This window comes from Ancylobacter koreensis (assembly GCF_023016525.1).
GTDB lineage: Bacteria > Pseudomonadota > Alphaproteobacteria > Rhizobiales > Xanthobacteraceae > Ancylobacter > Ancylobacter koreensis.
The window spans coordinates 708,300-726,817 of record NZ_JALKCG010000001.1 but is presented as its reverse complement, the minus strand read 5'-3'; the positions used below and the strand labels follow the sequence as shown (position 1 = coordinate 726,817).

Genomic DNA, 18,518 nt, shown 5'->3' with positions numbered 1-18,518 from the left:
TCCGTAGCCCGGCCGGCGCGGCTAGTATGCCGCCCGGCGATTTGCGACGGGAGCAGCTTGTGCGGGGCCGATACGGGGGGAGCCGAACAGGGGCAGCGCTGGCGCTGGCGCTCTGCGGCGCCGCGCCGGCCATGGCCGGCGACGCGCCCGCGCCCGCGCCTTCCGCCCGCCTGCGCCAATGCGCGGCCGAAGGCGCCGGCTTCTATTACATCGCCGGCTCCGACACCTGCCTGCGGCTCGGCGGCTATCTCTGGGCGGAGACCTACTACAACAGCTACACCGACTACCCCGCGCAGGACGACCGGCTTTATTGGGTCGCCACCTATGGCTTCGAGATGGACGCGCGCACCCGGACCGACTACGGCACGCTGCGCTCCTACATGGAGCTGCGCATGATCTGGCGCACGGCCGATCCCTATTCGGACGGTGCGAGCGAGCCGTTCTTTCAGCCCTGGGACATGCATATCGAGTTCGGCGGGCTCACCGCCGGCCTTACCCAGTCCTTCTTCGACTTCTACGCCAACGCCAATGTGCTGGGGACGGACCCCGCCACCATCGGCGACCAGACCCAGCTTCCGCTGCTGGGCTACACCTGGTCGCTCGGCAACGGCTACACCGCACGCCTGTCGATCGAGGATTCGGCAACCCGCGACGCGGGACTGCTTTCGGCCGACGCCACCATCTCTCCCGACGCCTTCCTTGCGGCGACGCGGCTTCCCGATGTCGTCGCCACCTTCGGCCAGACTGCCGACTGGGGGCAGTTCCAGCTTTCCGGCGCGTTGCACCAGATCGCCGCCGGTGTCGGCAGCGACGACACCATCGGCACGTCCAGCCGTGAGTGGGGCTATGCGCTGCAGGCCGGCGTGATGTTCAACCTGCCGCACATCGCCACCGGCGACACGCTGTACCTGCAGGCCGCCTATGCCGACGGGGCGATCTCCTATCTCGGGCTGATCGACCCGAGCGGCGACTTCGCCGCGCCCGATGCCTTCGTGCGCGGCGACGGCCGGCTGGCGCGGGCGCGCGGCTGGAGTGTCGTCGGCCAGTATCTGCACAACTGGAACGACGACTGGAACTCGGCGCTCTTCGGCGGCTATGGCACCTTCGACATCACCGACCCGCTCGCCCGCGGGACCTACGGGGCGAACGGGGTCGACAATATCAATGCCGGCGTCAACCTGACCTGGAGCCCGGTCGACCCGCTCGCGATCACCCTGCAATACGACTACAATCTCTACCGAGCGCAGGACTGGCGCGCGACGGCCGATGGCTTGCCCGTCGCCTCGCAGCAGGCGCATCAGCTCATGCTGCTGGTCGCGCGCACTTTCTGACGAGGCGGCGCGCTCAGGCGACGCCCATCTCGTCGAGCGCCATCGGCGATTCCGGCAGCACCTGCCCGCCGTCGATCACCATGCCCTGCCCGGTGATGTAGCCGGCCTCCTCGCTGGCGAAGAACAGCGCCGTGTTGGCGATGTCGAACACGCTGCCGAGCTTCTTCATCGGCACGCTGGCGGCGGTCGAGGCGATGTAGGCCTCGCCCATGCCCTCCATGCCCTCGGTCAGGATGTTGCCCGGCATCACGGCGTTGACCGTGATGTTCCACGGCGCGAGCTCAATGGCGGCGGTGCGCATGAAGCCCATCTGGCCGGCCTTGGAGGCGCCGTAATGGGTCCAGCCGGGAAAGCCGGTGATCGGCCCGGTGATGGAGGAGGTGATGACGATGCGGCCCTTCTTCGCCGCCTTCATCGCCGGCAGCACGGCGGAGACCGAGAGGAAGGTGCCCTTCAGATTGGTGCCGATGACGTGGTCGAAATCCTCCACCGTCATGGCGCCGAGCTTGGCGGCGGGAAAGATCCCGGCATTGGCGCACAGCACGTCGATTGCGCCGTAGCGCTGCAACGCCGCGGCCGCCATTGCCTGCGTATCCTCGACGCTCGTCACGTCGGCGGCGAAGCCCGAGGCGCTCGGGCCGATCTCGGCCGCCACCGCCTCGGCCTCGGCCAGCTTGCGGCTGACCACCAGCACGTTGAGGCCGGCCTGGCCGAAGCGCAGCGCGATGCCGCGTCCTATGCCCTTGCTAGCCCCGGTGACGATGACGGTCTTGCCTTCGAGTGACGTGAACATGGTGAGGCCATTCCCCGGAATATGTTTTCTATCAGATAGTTACGGGGAGCCAACCATTGGGGGCGCAAAGACATGCCGCCGGATTGGGCTGCCTCCCTTTTCATCACGTTGCGCTGCTAAATTGGTGTTGTAAAGCCCAAATCAGACTGTTTAGGATCACACACAGTCCAACATAAGTCCCACATCCGAAGCCCTTCGGAGGTGGCGTCATCCGCGCGGCGACGTCCCGCTCCGCGCCAACAATCCAGAGGGAATCGAGATGGCAGGCATATCCAGAAGGTCGCTGCTGAAGGGCATGGGAACCGGACTCGGCGCGCTCGCCGCCGCCGGGCCGCTGCTGAACGCCAACAAGGCGTTCGCCGCGCGCGAGAAGGAGCTGAACATCCTGTGCTGGGAGGGCTACAACTCCGCGCAGGTGCTCGACCCGTTCCGCTCCAAGACGGGCGCGACGGTGAAGGCGGAGAGCCTCACCAACGATCCCACCATGATCAACCGTCTGCGCGCCGGCGAGATCAACACCTGGGACCTGATCAACGTCAACAACCCGTGGGCCCGCAAGGTCATGCTTCCCGAGAAGCTGATCAAGCCGCTGCCCAAGGCCGAGTTCGAGCCCTTCTTCGCGAACATGCTGCCGCAGTTCAAGGCGCCCTATAAGTGGGCGATGAGCGAAGACGGCAAGGACCTGATCGGCATGGTCCAGCGCTTCGGGCCCTACAGCTTCGTCGTCAACACCGACAAGATAAGCCGCAAGACTGCCGAGGACACCGGCTGGGACCTGTTCAACGACCCCGCCCTGGCCGGCAAGTACGGCATTCTCGAATCCGATGACTGGAACGTCTTCAACATCTTCATCGTCGCCGGCATCGACCCCTTCAAGGTGCACACGCCCGAGGAGATGACCAAGTTCGAGGAGACCGCCAAGCGCGTCTTCAAGGGTGCCAAGTTGATCGGCGATATCGCCTCGATGAACCAGGCGCTGATTTCCGGCGAGATCGACCTGCATCTCACCGGCGGCACCTACTCGGTCTCGCCCGCCCGCGCCGACGGTCATCCGAACCTGCGCGCCATCACCCCGCTCAAGGGCCCGCTGGCCGGCGGCAAGGGCGGCATTTCGTGGATCGAGGTGACCTCCACCGTGAACAACCCGAACCTGTCGCCGCTGGCGGTGGAGTTCCTGAAATACGTGCAGGCGCCGGACGTCGCTCACACGGTGGCCTTCGCCGAGGGCACCTTCAACCCCGTCGCGCAGATGGGCAACAAGGCCTGCTTCGACCTGTTCACCAAGGATGAGCTCGACGCCATTCAGTGGGACAGCCTCGAGGAGGAGATGGCCCGCTCGGTCGAGTACGACATCGTGCCCGACTACGACAAGGCGCTCGACCTGATGAACGCCGCCAAGCGCATGCGCGGCTGACGCAGGCCCGCCCCACCGGCACCCGACCCGGCGGCGCCCCCGCCGCCGGGCTCACACGGAAGACGAGATGCTCCAGACCCTGCCCGCCGGCGCCCCCGGCGCCGAGACGCCCGCCGCGCCCATCCTGCAGCTCGTGGGCGTGCGAAAGACCTTCGGCGGCTTCACCGCCGTGCAGGGCATCGACCTCGACGTGCGCGAGGGCGAATTCCTCACCATCGTCGGCCCCTCCGGCTCGGGAAAGACCACGCTGTTGCGCATGCTCGCCGGCATGGACACGCCGAGCGAGGGCAACATCACGCTGCATGGCGAGCTGATCAACGACATCCCGCCCAACCGGCGCCCAACCTGCCTGGTCTTCCAGTCCCTGGCACTGTTCCCGCACAAGAGCGTCGGCGAGAACATCGCCTTCCCGCTCAAGGTGAAGGGCGTGGATGCGGCCGCCCGCAAGGCCCGCGCGCTGGAACTGATGCGCGTCGTGCGGCTGCCGGAGGATTATTTCGACAAGAACGTCATGAAGTGCTCGGGCGGCGAGCGCCAGCGCGTCGCGCTCGCCCGCGCTTTCGCCTACGACCCCGAAGTGCTGTTCTTCGACGAGCCGCTCTCCGCGCTCGACTACAAGCTCAAGAAGGCGCTGGAGAAGGAACTGAAGGACCTCCACCGCGAGACCGGCAAGACCTTCATCTACATCACCCACTCGCTGGAAGAAGCGATGGTGATGAGCGACCGCATCGGCGTCATGCGCGCAGGAAGGCTCGTGCAGGTGGGCACGCCGGAGGAGATCTACGGCGCGCCGGTCGACCGCTTCGTGTCGGAGTTTGTCGGCGAGGTGAACACCATCCGGGTGAAGCGCGAGGCGGACGGAGGCTGGGCCGGGGTCGACGTACCCGGTCGCTTCACCCTCGCCCCGCCGCGCGACGGCACCGCGCTCGACGAGGCTTTCGTCGTCGTGCGCCCGGAATTCATGCGCTTCCTCGGCCCCGGCGACAGCGCCGACAACCGGCTGGAGGGCATCGTCTACAACGAGTACTCGCTCGGCTCGCGCATCCAGTACCAGATTCGCGTCGATGCCGGCGCCGCCGGCGAGAAGGTGTTCCTCGTCGAGCTGTCGCGCTCGCGCGCCCTGCCGCCCGGCACCGACCGCGCCGTGACGCTCGGCTGGGACGCCGCCGACGCCTTCACGCTGGGAAGCTGAGCGATGGCAGACATCGCCCTCGCGCCTGCCGCGGAATCGCCCGCGCAGCTCCGGCTCGCCCGCCGCCTCTCGGCCGGGGCGCGTTGCGCGATCCCCGTCGCGCTGCTGCTCGGCATCGGCTTCCTCGCGCCGCTCATGGCCATCTTCGGCTATGCCTTCGCCACGCCGCGCAGCTTCGACGTGTTCCGCAGCTTCACGCTGGAGAACTTCGCGACGCTGTTCGACCCCGCCAACACGGTGTGGGTGTCCTTCGTGTGGTCCTGCGGGCTGGCGCTCACCACAGTCGCCATCCTGGCCGTGGTCGCCTACCCGATCGCCTACGGGCTGAACGTGGTGTTCGGCCGCTGGTCGCCCTTCATCAGCGTGCTGTTCGTGTTCCCCCTCTTCGTGTCGGAGAACGTCCGGCTCTATGGCTGGGTGCTGTTCTACATCAAGAACGGCGTGCTTGACGGCACGCTGAAATGGCTGGGCCTGTCGGGCGGGCCGGAAGTGCTGTTCACGCCGGGCATCACCCTGTTCGGCATGGTCTACACCTATCTGCCCTTCATGCTGTTCCCGATGACGCTCGGCCTCGCGCTGGTGCCGCGCGACCTGATCGACGCGGCGCGCGACCTCGGCGCCGGGCGGCTGTTCATCTGGCGCGAGATCGAGCTGCCGCTCGCCATGCCCGGCATCCTCATCGGCATGCTGCTCACCTTCGTGCTCGCCATCGGCGCCACGGCGGAGGCGAAGATCCTCGGCGGCCAATCGATCATCGTCATCTCGCACGACATCGAGATCGCCTTCACCTATTCGCAGAACTGGCCGCTCGGCTCCGCCATGGCGGTGGTCGTGACCTTCTTCATCGGCGGGCTGACACTGTTCGCCCTGTCGAAGCTCGACCTCGACCGCATGCTGGGGAGGCGCTGAGATGAAGGCCAGACGCACCAACGCGCTGATCTGGGGCTGGACGCTGTTCGTCCTCGTGGCGATCTACCTGCCGATTGTCTGCGGCGCGCTCGCGAGCTTCAACAAGAGCCGTTATTTCGGCTTTCCCATCAAGGTCTACTCGACGGAATGGTGGTCGAAGACCATCGATTCCATCGAGATCGGCATGATCGTGAAGACTTCGATCAGCGTCGCCCTGCTGGTCACGTTGTTCTCGGTCGTCATCGCCACCTTCGGCGCGCTCGCCTTCGCCCGCTATGACTGGAAGGGCCGGCGGCTCTACCAGAAGCTGATCCTGCTGCCGATCTTCTTCCCCCAGCCGGTGCTCGGCCTTGCCATGCTGCTCGGCTTCAACGCGGTCGGCATCCAGACCAGCTGGATGACGGCGGTGTTCGCCCACATGGTGTGGATCGTGCCCGTCGTGACGCTGGTGATCGCCATTCAGGTCTATGGCTTCGACGCCTCGCTGGAGGAAGCGGCCTTCGACCTCGGCTGCTCGCGCGTGCAGGTGTTCCGGGAAGTGACGCTGCCTTTGCTGTGGCCGGGCATCTGGTCGGGCATGCTGTTCGCCTTCCTGCTCTCCTGGAGCAACTTCCCGCTGTCGCTCTACACGACGGGTGCCGACTCGACGATTCCCGAATGGCTCTACGCCAAGATGGTCGCCGGCTACACGCCGATGGTACCCGCGCTCGGCACCATGGCGACGCTCGGGGCCGCCGCCCTGCTGCTCACCGGCGGCCTGGTGGGTCTGCTCGTGCGCCGGCGGGCCGCAGCATGAGCGCGGACGACACCGCCCCCGCCGGCGAGCGGCGCCGCCCGCGCCTCGACAAGGCGGCGCGGCAGGACCGCATCCTCGCCGAGATGCGCGCCTCGGCGACGCTGCGCGTCGGCGATCTCGCCGCCGAGCTCGACGTCTCCACCGAGACGATCCGGCGCGACCTGTTCGACCTGCAGGAGAAGGGACTGCTGAGCCGGACCTATGGCGGCGCGGTGCGCCCCTTCGCCTCCGAGCCGTCGGTGACGGAGCGCCATCGGCTGATGGTGGCCGAGCGCGAGGCCATCGCCGCCGCGACGGTGAGGTTCATCGAGCCGCAGGAAGTTATCGCCATCGGCGCGGGGGCAACCACCACCCACGTCGCCCGGCGCATGGCCGCCGAGTGCCGGGACCTCACGGTGATCACCCATTCCTTCTCGGTGGCGACGGTCGTGTCGGCCAACCCGACCATCGACGTCATCATGTGCCCCGGCAGCTACAATGCCCGCGAGGGCATGATGGTCGGGGTCGAGACGGTCGATTTCCTCCAGAACTACAACGTCAACCGCGCCATTCTCGGCGTTTCCGGCATCACACCCGACGGGCTGGCCGACGCCGAGGCGCCCGCCGCCCGTGTCTACAAGGCGATGATGAACCGCGCCGCCGAGACCATCGTGGTGTCCGACCACAAGAAATTCCATGTGCAGTCGCTCGCCATCTGGGCGCGTATTCCCGACATCCAGCGCCTCGTCGTCGACGCGGCGCCGGCCGGCACTCTGGCGCGGGCGCTGGAGCGCGCCCGGGTCGAGGTGACGGTCGCCAGCAGGTAGGTTCCATGTGGCAGATCAAGCCGGCGGACGAGCGCATCGAGGTCGAGGTCGACGGCCACCGGGTCGTCGCCTATTCCTATGGCGCGGGCGAGGAGACGGTCTTCCTGCTCAATGGCGGGCCGGGCCTTCCCTGCGATTATCTGCGCGACGCCCATTCCTTCCTCGCCGGCCACGGCTACCGTGTGGTCGCCTTCGACCAGCTCGGCTGCGGCGCCTCCGACCGGCCGGACGACCCTGCCCTGTGGTCGATCGCCCGCTACGTCGAGGAAACCGAAGCGGTGCGCCGCGCGCTCGGGCTCGGCCGGGTGCATCTTCTCGGCCATAGTTGGGGCGGCTGGCTCGCCATCGACTACGCGCTCGCCTATCCTGGCGCGCTGAAGACGCTGATCCTTGAGGACACCGCGGCCGACCTGCCGCATCTGATGGCCGAGATGCACCGGCTGCGCGCCTCGCTCGGCCCGGAGACGGTGGAGATGCTGCTCGCCCACGAGGCGGACGGCTCCTACGGCCATCCCGAGTACCAGGCGGCGATCACCCTGCTGAACTACCGTCATGTCTGCCGCCTGCAAGACTGGCCGGCGCCGCTCCTCGCCTCGCTGGAGGACTGGAACATGGCGCCCTACATGGCGATGCAGGGGCCCAACGAATTCCTCTACATCGGCAATCTGAAGGACTGGAACCGCGTGCCCGACCTGCATCGCATCGAGGTGCCGGTGCTCATCACAGTCGGGCGACACGACGAGATCACGCCCGCCTGCGCACTGCGCATGAAGCAGCACCTGCCGCAGGCCGAACTCACCGTGTTCCAGAACTCCAGCCACATGCCCTTCTATGAGGAGCCCGCCGACTACGATGCCGTGCTCCTCGCCTTCCTGGGCAAGCATCGGGGGGCGGCATGAGCGCACCGGTCTATGACGAGGGCTTTCTCGGCCGGCTGGAGGCGGGGCTGCGCGCGGCGCTGCCCCGCTGGGGTCTGTCCGAGGCCGCCGAATTGCGACTTCTCACCATTTCGGAGAACGCCACCTTTCGCGCGAGCGACCCGGCGAGCGGACGCGAGGTCGTGATCCGGGTCCATCGACCCGGCTACCACACGCGCGACGAGATCGAATCCGAGCTCGCCTGGCTCACCGCGCTCGGCGCGGAGGATTTCGTCGCCACACTCACCCCCATCCCGCAGACCGACGGCAGCCTGATCGCCGATCTCGACGACGACGGCACCACCCGCCACGCCGTCGCCTTCGGGCTGCTCGCCGGCAAGGAGCCGGATGAAGGCGACGACCTTGCTCGCTGGTATCGCGAACTCGGCGCCGTCAATGCGCGGCTCCACGCCCATGCGCGCGGCTGGGCACGGCCGGAGGGCTTCGTGCGCAAGCGCTGGGACTATGAGGCGATGCTCGGCAATGTGCGGCTCTGGGGCGACTGGCGCGCCGGGGCCGGGCTCGATGCGCAGGGGCTTGCGGTGCTGGAGCGAACCAGCGCGGTGCTGCGCGACATTCTCGCCGATTATGGGACCGGCGAGGACCGCTTCGGCCTCGTCCACGCCGACATGCGCCTCGCCAATCTGCTGGTCGACGGCGACACGCTCTCGGTGATCGACTTCGACGATTGCGGCTTCAGCTGGTATCTCTACGACTTCGCCGCCGCCGTCAGCTTCAGCGAGCACGAGCCCTATATCCCGCAGCTTCAGGCCGCTTGGGTCGAGGGCTACCGCAGCGTCGCGCCGCTGTCCGAAGCCGACTGCGCGATGCTCCCCATCTTCGTCATGCTCCGCCGCATGCTGCTGACCGCCTGGATCGCCTCCCATGCGGAGACCCCGACCGCGCAGGCGCTTGGCGAGGGCTACACGCACGGCACGGTCGCGCTCGCCCGCGCCTTCCTCGCCCGCTACGACGCGGACGACACCGACGCCGGGAGGGTGGCATCGTGAAAAGCCAGGAACTGCAGATCCTCGCGCTGAACGCCTTCCCCGGCGGGCCGAGCGCCGTGCCGCCGGACGTCGCGGCGCTGATCGAGCGCCGGCGGCGCAGCTTCGGCGCCGGCTCGGTGCTGTTCTACGACGAACCGCTGCGCATGCTGCGTGCCGAGGGCGCCCATCTCTACGCCTCGGACGGGCGGGCTTATCTCGACTTCTACAACAACGTGCCGACCGTCGGGCACTGCCACCCCAAGGTGGTGGAGGCGGTGCGCCGGCAGGTAGGCGAGCTCAACATCCACTCACGCTACCTGTTCGACGTCGCGCACGACTATGCCGAGAAGCTGCTCGCCACCTTCCCGGCGCCGCTCTCCAACGTCGTGCTGACCTGCACCGGCAGCGAAAGTAACGACCTGGCGCTTCGCCTCGCCCGCAAGGTGAGCGGGGGGGAGGGCATCGTCGTCACCCAGACCGCCTATCACGGCAACACCTCCACCGTAACCGAGGTCTCTCCCTCTTCCTACAAGAACGGCGCCCCGCCGCCGCGCGTGCGCATGGTGCCGGCGCCCGACCCCGCGCTGTTCGGCAACGACGTCGCGCAGGGCTTCGCGGATGCGGTGAAGGACGCCATCGCCGCGATGGAGGCGGACGGCATCCGTTTCGCCGGGTTGCTGGTCGACACCATCTTCTCCTCGGACGGCGTCTATGCCAACCCGCCCGGTTTCCTCAAGGCGGCGGTCGATGTCGTGCACGCCGCCGGCGGGCTGTTCATCGCCGACGAGGTGCAGCCCGGCTTCGGGCGCACGGGCGAGGGAATGTGGGGTTTCTCGCGCCATGGCGTGGTGCCGGACATCGTGACGATGGGCAAGCCGATGGGCAATGGCTACCCGATCGCCGGCCTCGTCACCCGGCCCGAACTGCTGAGCGCCTTCTGCAACGATTTCGGCTATTTCAACACCTTCGCCGGCAGTCCGGTGGCCTGCGCCGCCGCGCTCGCCGTGCTGGAGGCGCTGGAGGAGGACGATCTCATCGCCAACGCCGCCCGCGTCGGCCGCCACCTCACCGCCCGGCTCAAGCGCCTGCAGGGGCGCGCGCCGATCACGGCGGTGCGCGGCGCGGGGCTTTATCTCGGCGTCGAATTCGGCACGCAGGACGGGCCGGCGCCGCAGATCGCGCGCGGGCTGATCAACGGCCTGCGCCAGCGCGGCATTCTCATCGGGGCCGCCGGCCGCTTCGGCAACGTGCTGAAGATCCGCCCGCCGCTCTGCGTCACCACCGCCCATGCCGACGAACTGGTCGACGCGATGGAGGCGGTTCTCGGCTGAGCCGGAGCCGATACGGTGCCGGCGCCAACCGGGACCGCGAGAGCTGCCCGGCAGGGCCGACATGGAAAAGCCGGCGCTGACGCGCCGGCTTCCGGGGCATCGCCCGCCGGATCAGATCCGGGCCGAGTTGGCGTAGAAGGGGGTCGGCTCGGCCTCGGGGAGATAGCCCTCGTAGAACTTCTTCACATAGGGGAACACGGCGTGGCCGAGTTCCCGGCGGGCGACCTCTTCCTCGCTGCGCGGCTTGCCCAGCGTGTCGGCTATCTCCGCCAGCACCGCCTCGCGGTCGATCTTTGTGAAGCGGCCGTCCTCATAGACCACCTCGCCATTGACGAAGACGGCGTCCACCGCCCCCGTCTTGGCGCGCTGCACCAGCGTGTCGAGCATCGGGATGTCCGGGTCCTGGTAGGGATAGGTCGCCTTGTTCCAGTTGATCAGCACCGCGTCGAAGAAGCGGCCCTCGTCGAGCCGGCCGATGGAGGCGCCAAAGGCGGTGGTCATGGCGCCGGCCTCGGTCGCCATCTTCACCACCTGTGGGCAGGTCGGCACGTCGGCGTCGTCCATGCCCGGCACGCGGTGCACGCGCAATGCGAGGCGCAGCTCGGAGAGCATGTCGCGGTCGTCGTTGATGCCGGCCTCGTCGAGGCCCATGCCGACATTGATGCCCTTGGCCTCCCAGCGGTTCAGCGGCGCGAGGCCCGAGCGCAGGCGGAAATTGGAGGAGCAGTTGTGGCAGATGCAGGTGCCGGTATCGGCGACGATGTCGATATCCTCCTCGTTCAGCCACACGCCATGGCCGAGCGTCATGTGCGGGCCGAGCACGCCGAGGTCGTGGAGGTGGCGCAGCGCCGTCTTGCCGGTGCGGCGGCGGGCATATGCCTTCTGGTAGATGGTCTCCAGCAGGTGCATGTGCATCGGCACGCCGGCCGCCTTCGACTTGGCGTTCAGTGCCTGAAGGCCCTCGTCGGTGCACCAGTGCAGATTGGCCGGCGCGAGCTGGACGCGGGTGAGGCTCTGGCCCTCGTTCTCGGCGGTGAGCTGGTCGAACAGCTTGAGGAAATCGTCGAAGGGCATGGCCTGCGACTTCAGATGCTTCGCCAGCTTCTCGCCGAGCTCTGCCGGCAGGCGGGCGCAGAACTCCTCGTCCGCCTCATAGACCAGCCGGTTCTGCTCGCGCACCGCGTAGCAATAGGAGGCGCGCATGCCGAGCGAGCGGTAGGCGTCCAGCACCTTGCTGGCAGCGCCGTGGATCGCCGGGTAGCCGCCCGGCATCCAGCCATGGATGTGCTGCACCGTGGTGATGCCCGACGCGATCATCTCGAAGGCCGAGTAGAGCGTGTCGAGCGTCAGGTCGAGCCGCCGCGCCGGCATGCGGCTGGCGAACCACAGCTCCAGCGCATGGTCGGGCGAGCCGAGCTGGAGCGGGGTCATGCCGACATGGTGGTGGCTGTTGACGAAGCCCGGCAGCATCGCGTGGTCGGGGTATTTGCGCAGCTCCGCCGAGGGCGCGAGCTTCTGCATCTCCTCCAGCGTGCCCGCCGCGACGACGACGCCGTCGCGCGAGAGCACGGCGCCTTCGTCGATGACGTTCGGGGTGAAGCGGTCCGCGATCCCGGTGACGACCCAGCGGGCCTGGACGATCAGTTCAGCCATGATGCTTCCTCAACTCGCAAGAGGCAGGCGCAGGCGCCGTGCCGTGGCATTGGTCTCCCGGGCGTGGGCGAGACGTCCGGGGTCGATGGGAACGATGAGCCGGCGAGGGCCGCCGCGCGGCATGCGGGCGATCATCCCGCCATCCGGCCCGACGGCGAGGGTCTCGCCATCGTGGCGCACCGGGCGTCCGCTGACGGTCTCGGTGCCGTAGCGCGAGGCCGCCACCGCATAGACCGCGTTGGAGCGCGCCCCTGCCTGAAGCTCCGCCGCGAACAGCCCCTCCGGATCGCCGGGCGCCGGGCCGCCGACGAGGACGGCGACGACATCGGCACCGGCCTGCGCCGCTGCCCGCCAGCATTCGGGAAAGCGGCGGTCATAGCAGATGAGCGTTGCCACACGCACCGGTCCCACATCGAAGGTGGCGATGCGCGGCGCGCCCGGCGCGAAATGGTGGGCCTCGCCATAGGGTTCGCCGGGGCCGGGGGGCGGCAGATGGATCTTCACTGCCACCGTCTCGACCCTCCCGTCCGGCCGGGCGAGGCGGGCGGCATTGAGAGGGGCGCCGTCGCCCGCGCGCAGGGCAAGCCCGAACAGCACGGCGGTGCCGCTGGCCTGCGCCGCCGCGCTCATGCGCCGGCTGGTCGGCCCGTCCTCATCCTCCGCCAGATGCGCCCATGCTGCAGGTGCTTCGCCGGCTATGTAGGGGAGCGCGAACAGTTCCGGCAGCACGGCGAGGCCGGCGCCGGACGCGGCGGCGGCGGCGATGCCGGTCTCCGCCTCGCGCCAGCAGGGCGCGGGGTCCCGGCCGGCCGGGCCGATCGGCACGGCGGCAAGCGCAAACGAGGCGGACATGGCGCGCTACACCGCTTCCTGCTCGGCGAAGGCCCGATCCACCTCGTCCGCCAGCAATTCGGCGAACATGTCGCGATAGGCGTGGTAGCGCGGATCGCGGCTCTGGCGCGGGCGCGGCAGGTCGATGGGGACGATGGTCTTCACCTGGCCGGGCCGGGCGGTGAACACCACCACGCGGTCGGCCAGCGAAATCGCCTCGTCGATGGAATGGGTGACGAGCAGGATCGAGGCGCCGCTGTCGCGCCAGATTTGCAGCAGGAAGTCCTGCATGCGCGCGCGGGTCTGCACGTCGAGCGCGGCGAAGGGCTCGTCCATCATCAGCACCTTGGGCCGCATGGCGAGCGCACGGGCGCAGGCGGCGCGCTGGCGCATGCCGCCGGACAGCTCGTCCGGCTTCTTGTCCAGCATGTCGCCGAGGCCGACGCGCTTGAGCATCTCGATCGCGATCTCGCGCCGGCGCACCGGTTGGACATGCTGCACGGAGAGGCCGAAGGCGACGTTGTCGGCGATGGTCAGCCAGGGGAACAGCGAGGCTTCCTGGAAGATCAGCCCGCGCTCGGCGGAGGGTTCGGTGACGGGCTCGCCATCGCAGGCGATAGTACCGCCCGAGACCTCCTCCAGCCCCGCGATCATGTAGAGAAGGGTGGACTTGCCGCAGCCCGAGGGGCCGAGCAGCACGATGAACTCGCCCGGCTCGACGTCGAAGCTGAGGTCCTTGAGCGCCTGCACCGGCGCGCGGCCCTCAGGGGTCCAGCGCTTGGAGACGGACTGGATCGAAACGGCGGGACGGCTCATCGCGCGCCTCCCTGATTGGGGGCGATCCACCACAGCATCTTGCGCTGGACCTGCCGCAGGGCGAAGTCCGAGAGGAAGCCGAGCAGGCCGATGATCGCCATGGTGAAGAAGACGAGCTTGGCGTTGAAGGTCGAGCGCGCCATGGACGTGATCTGGCCGAGGCCGGTGCCGACGCCGACGGTCTCGGCGATCAGCACCACCATCCAGGCGGCGAAGAGGTTGAGCCGCAGCGTCATGAACAGGCTCGGCAGGATGGAGGGCAGGATCACCTTCCAGAAGGTCTGGCGTTGGGTGGCGCCCATGATGCGGGCGACGTGGATGTAGTTCTTCGGCACGCTCTCGATCTGCGCCCCGGTCGACAACACGATAGCGAAGAACACCGTGATGAAGACGAGAAAGATCGCCGGCACGTCACCGATGCCGAAGACGAAGATGGCGACCGGCAGCCAGGCCACCGGCGAGATCGGCGCCAGCATGAGGATGGTGGGCAGCAGCAGGTTGCGCAGCAGCTTCACGTAATGGATCGCCGCGCCCACCGCGACGCCGCAGGAAAAGCCGAGCGACAGGCCGATGACCACGCGCAGCGTCGTTGAGGCCATGGTGAACAGCAGCGCGCCGACGCCGCCGCCCGTGGCCACCGAGCCGATGCGGTTGGAGCGGTCGAAGAACTGCAGCGTGCCGGGAATGTCGGCGAGGAACATGTGCGGCGGCGGCAGCAGCAGCGGGTTCAGCATGCCAAGGAACCACAGCGCTTCCCATACGCCGGCGAACAGGCCGAGCGAGACGATGCCCCAGCCGATGGCCGCCAGACGGCGGCGCCAGGCGGGCGACAGCGAGAGGCGGGGCGGTTCGAGCGGCGCTCCCCCGCGGGCGGGACGGCCGGCGTCTGCGCTCATTGTCATGGCGTCCTTCCGTGGCTGCTGGCTGGATCAGGACCTGCCGCCGCCCGCAGGCTTGGGCGGGCCGGACGGCGGCAGATCTGGGGCCCGTGGCCGGGCCGGGGCCGGCCTCAGGCTGACTTCAGCTTCAGGCTGTCATAGAGCGGCTTGTTGGCGGCGATCACCGCCTCCATCAGGCTCCAGTCGAAGGCATTCTGGTCGGGCATCTTCTTGACGTAGCCGAGTTCCATCATCGACTGGCCACGATCGATGATGAACTGCGTCTGGTTGCGCTGGTCGACGACGATCGGCTGCTTCGAGGAGGCGTCCTTGGCCGCCTCCATGCTGGTCTTGTAGTACTTGCCGACCGTGTCCTTGAGCGCGGCCTCCTTGTCGGCCTCGGCCTGCGACTGGGCGACGAACAGCGCCTTGATGACCGCCTTCACCGCCTCGGGATTGCTTTCGAGCAGCGGGGTGCGCACGGCGAGCACGCAGTCCGAATAGCCCTTGCCGTAAACGTCGGTGCCGTTGGAGAGCACCTTGGCGCCCTTGCGGCCGATCACGCACTGGGAGGCGTAGGGCTCGATGTGGCAGATGGCGTCGATGGCGCCGGCCATGAAGGCCTGGGCGAGCTCGGGCGAGGTGTCGAGATACTTGATCTCGACATCCTTGAAGGAGAGGCCGGCCTTCTTGAGATAGTCGTAGGGCAGCACTTCCAGCGTGTCGGCCTGGAAGGTGCCGAAGGTCTTGCCCTTCAGGTCGGCGGCCGAGTTGATGCCTTCCTTGGCGACGATGATGCAGCCCTCGACGCCACCGCCGGCGACGATCTTCACCGGCGCGCCGGCATCGTAGAGGGTCATGAAGTTCGAGTAGGGGATCATCGACATGTCGACGAGGCCCGCGCCGAACATGGTGGTGATCTCGGTGTTCGAGGGCGTCACCACGAATTCGAGATCGACGCCGTCGGCCTTGGTCAGCTCCCGCTCCTTGGCGAGGAAGATGCCCATGTTGCAGAAGCCGGAGCCGTGCGTCGCCTTGATGGTTGTGCCGGCGGCACGCGCCGCGTTCGGCGCCAGCAGGCTTGCCAGCGAGGCGGGCAGCGCGATGGTCGCCGCGGCGCCGGCCACGGACGACTTCAGGAAGCTGCGACGCGAGAAATTGCGAAAGAAGGTGCCGTCACGATCACACATGATCCCCTCCGGATCTTGAGAACCGATACGACCCCGTCCTGAACAGCCCGATCGTTGTCGAACCGCAGGATCGCGCCGCGACGGCCACGTGCCGCAACAGCGGGATCCGCAGACGGGATCACGATGATGGGCACGCCAACCCGAAAGAGCATTTTCGCCCTGCGCTACACCAACGGTGCGGCGAAAACATCCGCACTATACTCAGCCAATACCGCCCATAAAGCGCAAATTAGCATCAAGACGACCGCATCTTGACCAAAAAATAAGCCCGCACTGCCGTGCTTACTCACCTTTCCTTTGCGCCGGTTCTCGCGCGCCACCATCCGCTGTCGACGCCGCCAGCGCAGAACGCAATCTCGCCGGGACCGGAATTCGGCACTTCACGATGCTCCATCGGACGCACCCGACTAGTGTCCGGCGGAGGCAACGCAGCCAGTTAAAGCCCGCTGGGAAAGCCGTGCAACAATTTTTTGTATGTTGAATACAATTTACTCTAAAAGGCTAGAACCAAGGCAGAAACTGATTATAATTGCAGCGCCATAAGGGGCTGGTGGCAGCGCCCCGCCGTGCTAGGGTCGAAACGTGGCGGAACAGACAGACATACCTCGCAAGCGCGGGCGGCCGCGCAAGCCGCGCCCGGCGGACACCGAGGCAGGCGAGCGGCTGGCGCGTGCGGGCCTGCATGAGCGCGCGGCCCGCCAGCTTCGCCATATGATCGTCACCGGCAAGCTTCCACCCGGTGCCCCGATAGTAGAGATCGAGCTTTGCGAGCAACTCGGCATTTCCCGCACGCCCCTGCGCGAGGCGGTGAAGATGCTGGCGGCGCAGGGGCTGGTGGAGTTGCGCCCGAACCGCAGCACCCGCATCGCGCCGATGGACGCCGTGCACATCACCGAGCTGTTCGAGGCGCTGTCCAACGTCGAGCGCATCGCCGCCGAATATGCCGCGCGTCGCCTCACCGCGTCCGAGATCGCCGCGCTGCGCGACATGCAGGCGACGATGGAGCGCCATTACGAAGCAGGCGACCTTTCTGCCTATTTTGAAGTCAACCAGGCGATCCACAGCGCCATCCTTGCCGGCGCGCACAATGCGACGCTGGTGGAAATGCACCGCTGGCTGTTCGCCCGCGCCGAGCGCGCGCGCTATTTCGCCCTCGGCGCCCATTCTCGCTGGGTCGAATCCATCCAGGAACACCGGGACATCCTCGCCGCGCTCGAAGCGCGCGAGCCCGACACCGCCGGGCGGCTTCTCGCCGCCCATGTCATGCATACGGGCACCGGCGTGCTGGCGCTGCTCGCCGCCGGCGAGCGCGCGGGCGCCGCTGCCTGACAGGGGGCCGTCTTGCGCATTCTCGTTCTCAACCCGAACATGACCGACGCCGTCACCCAGATGCTGCTCGCCGCCGCGCGCCCGGCGGCAGCGGTGGGCACGGAACTGACCGGCCTCACCGCCGCGCGCGGCGTGCCCTACATCGCCTCGCGCTCGGAAGCGCAGATCGCCGGCGCCATCACGCTGGAGATGCTGGCCGAACATCATCGCGACTACGACGCCGTGGTGCTCGCCGCCTTCGGCGATCCGGGCCTGCTGCCGGCGCGCGAACTGTTCGACATCCCCATAATCGGCATGGCGGAGGCGGCGATGCTCACCGCCTGCACGCTGGGCCAGCGCTTCGGCATCGTCACCTTCACCACCACCATGGGAAACTGGTATCAAGATACGGTAGACACCTATCGCCTCGGCGCCCGCTGCGCCGGCATCCGCGCGCGCAGCCTCGCCTTCTCTTCCATCGAGAACGTGCAGGCCGAGCGCGAGCAGGCCATCGCCGAGCTGTCGCGCGAGGCGGTGGAGATCGACGGGGCGGATGTGGTGATCCTCGGCGGCGCGCCGCTCGCCGGCATGGCGGGGCGCCTGCGCGCACAGGTGCCAGTGCCGATCGTCGATCCCATCGTCGCGGCGGTGAAGATGGCCGAGACGCTGGTAACGCTGGCGCCGCGCAAGGCGCAGGCCGGCACCTTCAGCCGCCCGCCGGCCAAGCCGACCCACGGGCTCGCCGCCCCGCTCGCCGCGCGCATCGAACATCTCGACGAGAATAGAGTTGCGCTCGCCCCGGCGGCGCAGTAGCGCCCTCATCTTGCCGCCTCCCCCGCTGGCGCCCGCACGGCCCACGGGGGAATAGCAATCTCCTCGCAGTCCGCCGCCGTGCCATCCTGCCAGGACTGCACGAGGAAGCGGCCCGGCCCGCCGATGCCGATCAGCGGCGCATGCCAGACGCCGGGCGCGTAGATCACTCCCTCGCCCGGCCGGCAGTGGAAGGCGCGTAGCGTCGAGAGGTCCGGCGCGCCATCCGCGCCGCTGCCGCAGACCGCGAGCAGAGCGTGCGAGACCTCAAGCGCGACGATCATCTGCAGCGAATGGGGATGGCGCTCGAGCAGGGTGACAGCGGCGGGAAGCGCCTGCGGCGCGGTCTCGAACAGCGAGACGACGAGCCGGCTGCCGGGCCGGACATCACCCGCGAACGCCGCCACATCGTGCCGCCACGCCGTGCCGGCATTGGCCGCCACCGGCGCGCCAGCCCCCGTCGCCACCACATGGCCGAACGGGCGGAAGAGGTCCGGCGTCAGCGCCTGCAGGGAAAGCTCCGCCAATCCGGCCGTCACGCTCACCTATCGTCT

At 68.1% G+C, this 18,518-nt stretch carries 18 protein-coding genes; 11 read left to right on the top strand and 7 right to left on the bottom strand.

Going from position 1 to position 18,518, the window contains the following annotated elements:
- Positions 1-59: 59 nt before the first annotated feature.
- Positions 60-1,331 (top strand): porin, encoded by a 1,272-nt coding sequence (locus MWN33_RS03330; protein WP_247198748.1) that lies wholly within the window; start codon positions 60-62, stop codon positions 1,329-1,331.
- Between the two features lie 13 nt (positions 1,332-1,344).
- On the opposite strand, the gene fabG is transcribed toward MWN33_RS03330, so the two are convergent.
- Positions 1,345-2,124, bottom strand: coding sequence for a 3-oxoacyl-ACP reductase FabG (fabG, locus tag MWN33_RS03325; protein ID WP_247198747.1), 780 nt, complete (start codon positions 2,122-2,124; stop codon positions 1,345-1,347).
- Positions 2,125-2,383: 259 nt separating this feature from the next.
- Between fabG and MWN33_RS03320 the strand changes: the two genes are divergently transcribed.
- The 8 genes from MWN33_RS03320 to MWN33_RS03285 all read left to right on the top strand — a co-directional run bounded on the left by MWN33_RS03320 (position 2,384) and on the right by MWN33_RS03285 (position 10,478).
- A complete protein-coding gene (locus MWN33_RS03320) occupies positions 2,384-3,538 on the top strand; it encodes an ABC transporter substrate-binding protein (RefSeq protein WP_343312319.1) in 1,155 nt (384 codons plus the stop codon).
- 67 nt (positions 3,539-3,605) lie between these two features.
- Positions 3,606-4,730: an ABC transporter ATP-binding protein gene (locus MWN33_RS03315; RefSeq protein ID WP_247198744.1), complete on the top strand. Its 1,125-nt coding sequence runs from the start codon at positions 3,606-3,608 to the stop codon at positions 4,728-4,730.
- Positions 4,731-4,733: 3 nt separating this feature from the next.
- On the top strand, positions 4,734-5,639 hold the full coding sequence (locus MWN33_RS03310) for an ABC transporter permease (RefSeq protein WP_247198742.1): 906 nt from the start codon (positions 4,734-4,736) through the stop codon (positions 5,637-5,639).
- A gap of 1 nt (position 5,640) precedes the next feature.
- On the top strand, positions 5,641-6,435 hold the full coding sequence (locus MWN33_RS03305) for an ABC transporter permease (RefSeq protein ID WP_247198740.1): 795 nt from the start codon (positions 5,641-5,643) through the stop codon (positions 6,433-6,435).
- A complete protein-coding gene (locus MWN33_RS03300) occupies positions 6,432-7,241 on the top strand; it encodes a DeoR/GlpR family DNA-binding transcription regulator (protein ID WP_247198738.1) in 810 nt (269 codons plus the stop codon). The genes MWN33_RS03305 and MWN33_RS03300 overlap by 4 nt, the downstream gene beginning before the upstream one ends.
- Positions 7,242-7,246: 5 nt before the next feature.
- Positions 7,247-8,140 (top strand): proline iminopeptidase-family hydrolase, encoded by an 894-nt coding sequence (locus tag MWN33_RS03295; RefSeq protein ID WP_247198737.1) that lies wholly within the window; start codon positions 7,247-7,249, stop codon positions 8,138-8,140.
- Complete coding sequence (locus MWN33_RS03290) at positions 8,137-9,168, top strand: phosphotransferase enzyme family protein (protein ID WP_247198735.1); 1,032 nt, start codon at positions 8,137-8,139, stop codon at positions 9,166-9,168. The genes MWN33_RS03295 and MWN33_RS03290 overlap by 4 nt, the downstream gene beginning before the upstream one ends.
- Positions 9,165-10,478, top strand: coding sequence for an aspartate aminotransferase family protein (locus MWN33_RS03285; RefSeq protein ID WP_247198733.1), 1,314 nt, complete (start codon positions 9,165-9,167; stop codon positions 10,476-10,478). Before MWN33_RS03290 ends, MWN33_RS03285 begins: the two co-directional genes overlap by 4 nt.
- Positions 10,479-10,589: 111 nt before the next feature.
- On the opposite strand, the gene MWN33_RS03280 is transcribed toward MWN33_RS03285, so the two are convergent.
- The 5 genes from MWN33_RS03280 to MWN33_RS03260 all read right to left on the bottom strand — a co-directional run bounded on the left by MWN33_RS03280 (position 10,590) and on the right by MWN33_RS03260 (position 15,846).
- Positions 10,590-12,131 (bottom strand): amidohydrolase family protein, encoded by a 1,542-nt coding sequence (locus MWN33_RS03280; RefSeq protein ID WP_247198731.1) that lies wholly within the window; start codon positions 12,129-12,131, stop codon positions 10,590-10,592.
- A 9-nt stretch (positions 12,132-12,140) separates the two neighbouring features.
- Positions 12,141-12,983, bottom strand: coding sequence for a carbon-nitrogen hydrolase family protein (locus MWN33_RS03275; RefSeq protein WP_247198729.1), 843 nt, complete (start codon positions 12,981-12,983; stop codon positions 12,141-12,143).
- 6 nt (positions 12,984-12,989) lie between these two features.
- Positions 12,990-13,778, bottom strand: a complete 789-nt coding sequence (locus MWN33_RS03270; protein ID WP_247198727.1) for an ABC transporter ATP-binding protein — start codon at positions 13,776-13,778, stop codon at positions 12,990-12,992.
- Positions 13,775-14,680, bottom strand: coding sequence for an ABC transporter permease (locus MWN33_RS03265; RefSeq protein ID WP_247198725.1), 906 nt, complete (start codon positions 14,678-14,680; stop codon positions 13,775-13,777). Before MWN33_RS03265 ends, MWN33_RS03270 begins: the two co-directional genes overlap by 4 nt.
- 107 nt (positions 14,681-14,787) lie before the next feature.
- Positions 14,788-15,846: an ABC transporter substrate-binding protein gene (locus MWN33_RS03260; RefSeq protein ID WP_247198723.1), complete on the bottom strand. Its 1,059-nt coding sequence runs from the start codon at positions 15,844-15,846 to the stop codon at positions 14,788-14,790.
- Positions 15,847-16,428: 582 nt separating this feature from the next.
- On the opposite strand from MWN33_RS03260, the gene MWN33_RS03255 reads away from it, so the two are divergent.
- On the top strand, positions 16,429-17,175 hold the full coding sequence (locus MWN33_RS03255; protein WP_343312311.1) for a GntR family transcriptional regulator: 747 nt from the start codon (positions 16,429-16,431) through the stop codon (positions 17,173-17,175).
- Between the two features lie 12 nt (positions 17,176-17,187).
- Positions 17,188-17,967 (top strand): aspartate/glutamate racemase family protein, encoded by a 780-nt coding sequence (locus MWN33_RS03250; RefSeq protein ID WP_247198721.1) that lies wholly within the window; start codon positions 17,188-17,190, stop codon positions 17,965-17,967.
- A 5-nt stretch (positions 17,968-17,972) separates the two neighbouring features.
- Here the strand turns inward: MWN33_RS03250 and MWN33_RS03245 are convergent, their stop codons facing one another.
- Positions 17,973-18,509 carry an ureidoglycolate lyase gene (locus tag MWN33_RS03245; protein ID WP_247198719.1) on the bottom strand — a complete coding sequence of 179 codons (537 nt, stop codon included), beginning with the start codon at positions 18,507-18,509 and terminating at the stop codon, positions 17,973-17,975.
- Positions 18,510-18,518 lie beyond the last annotated feature (9 nt).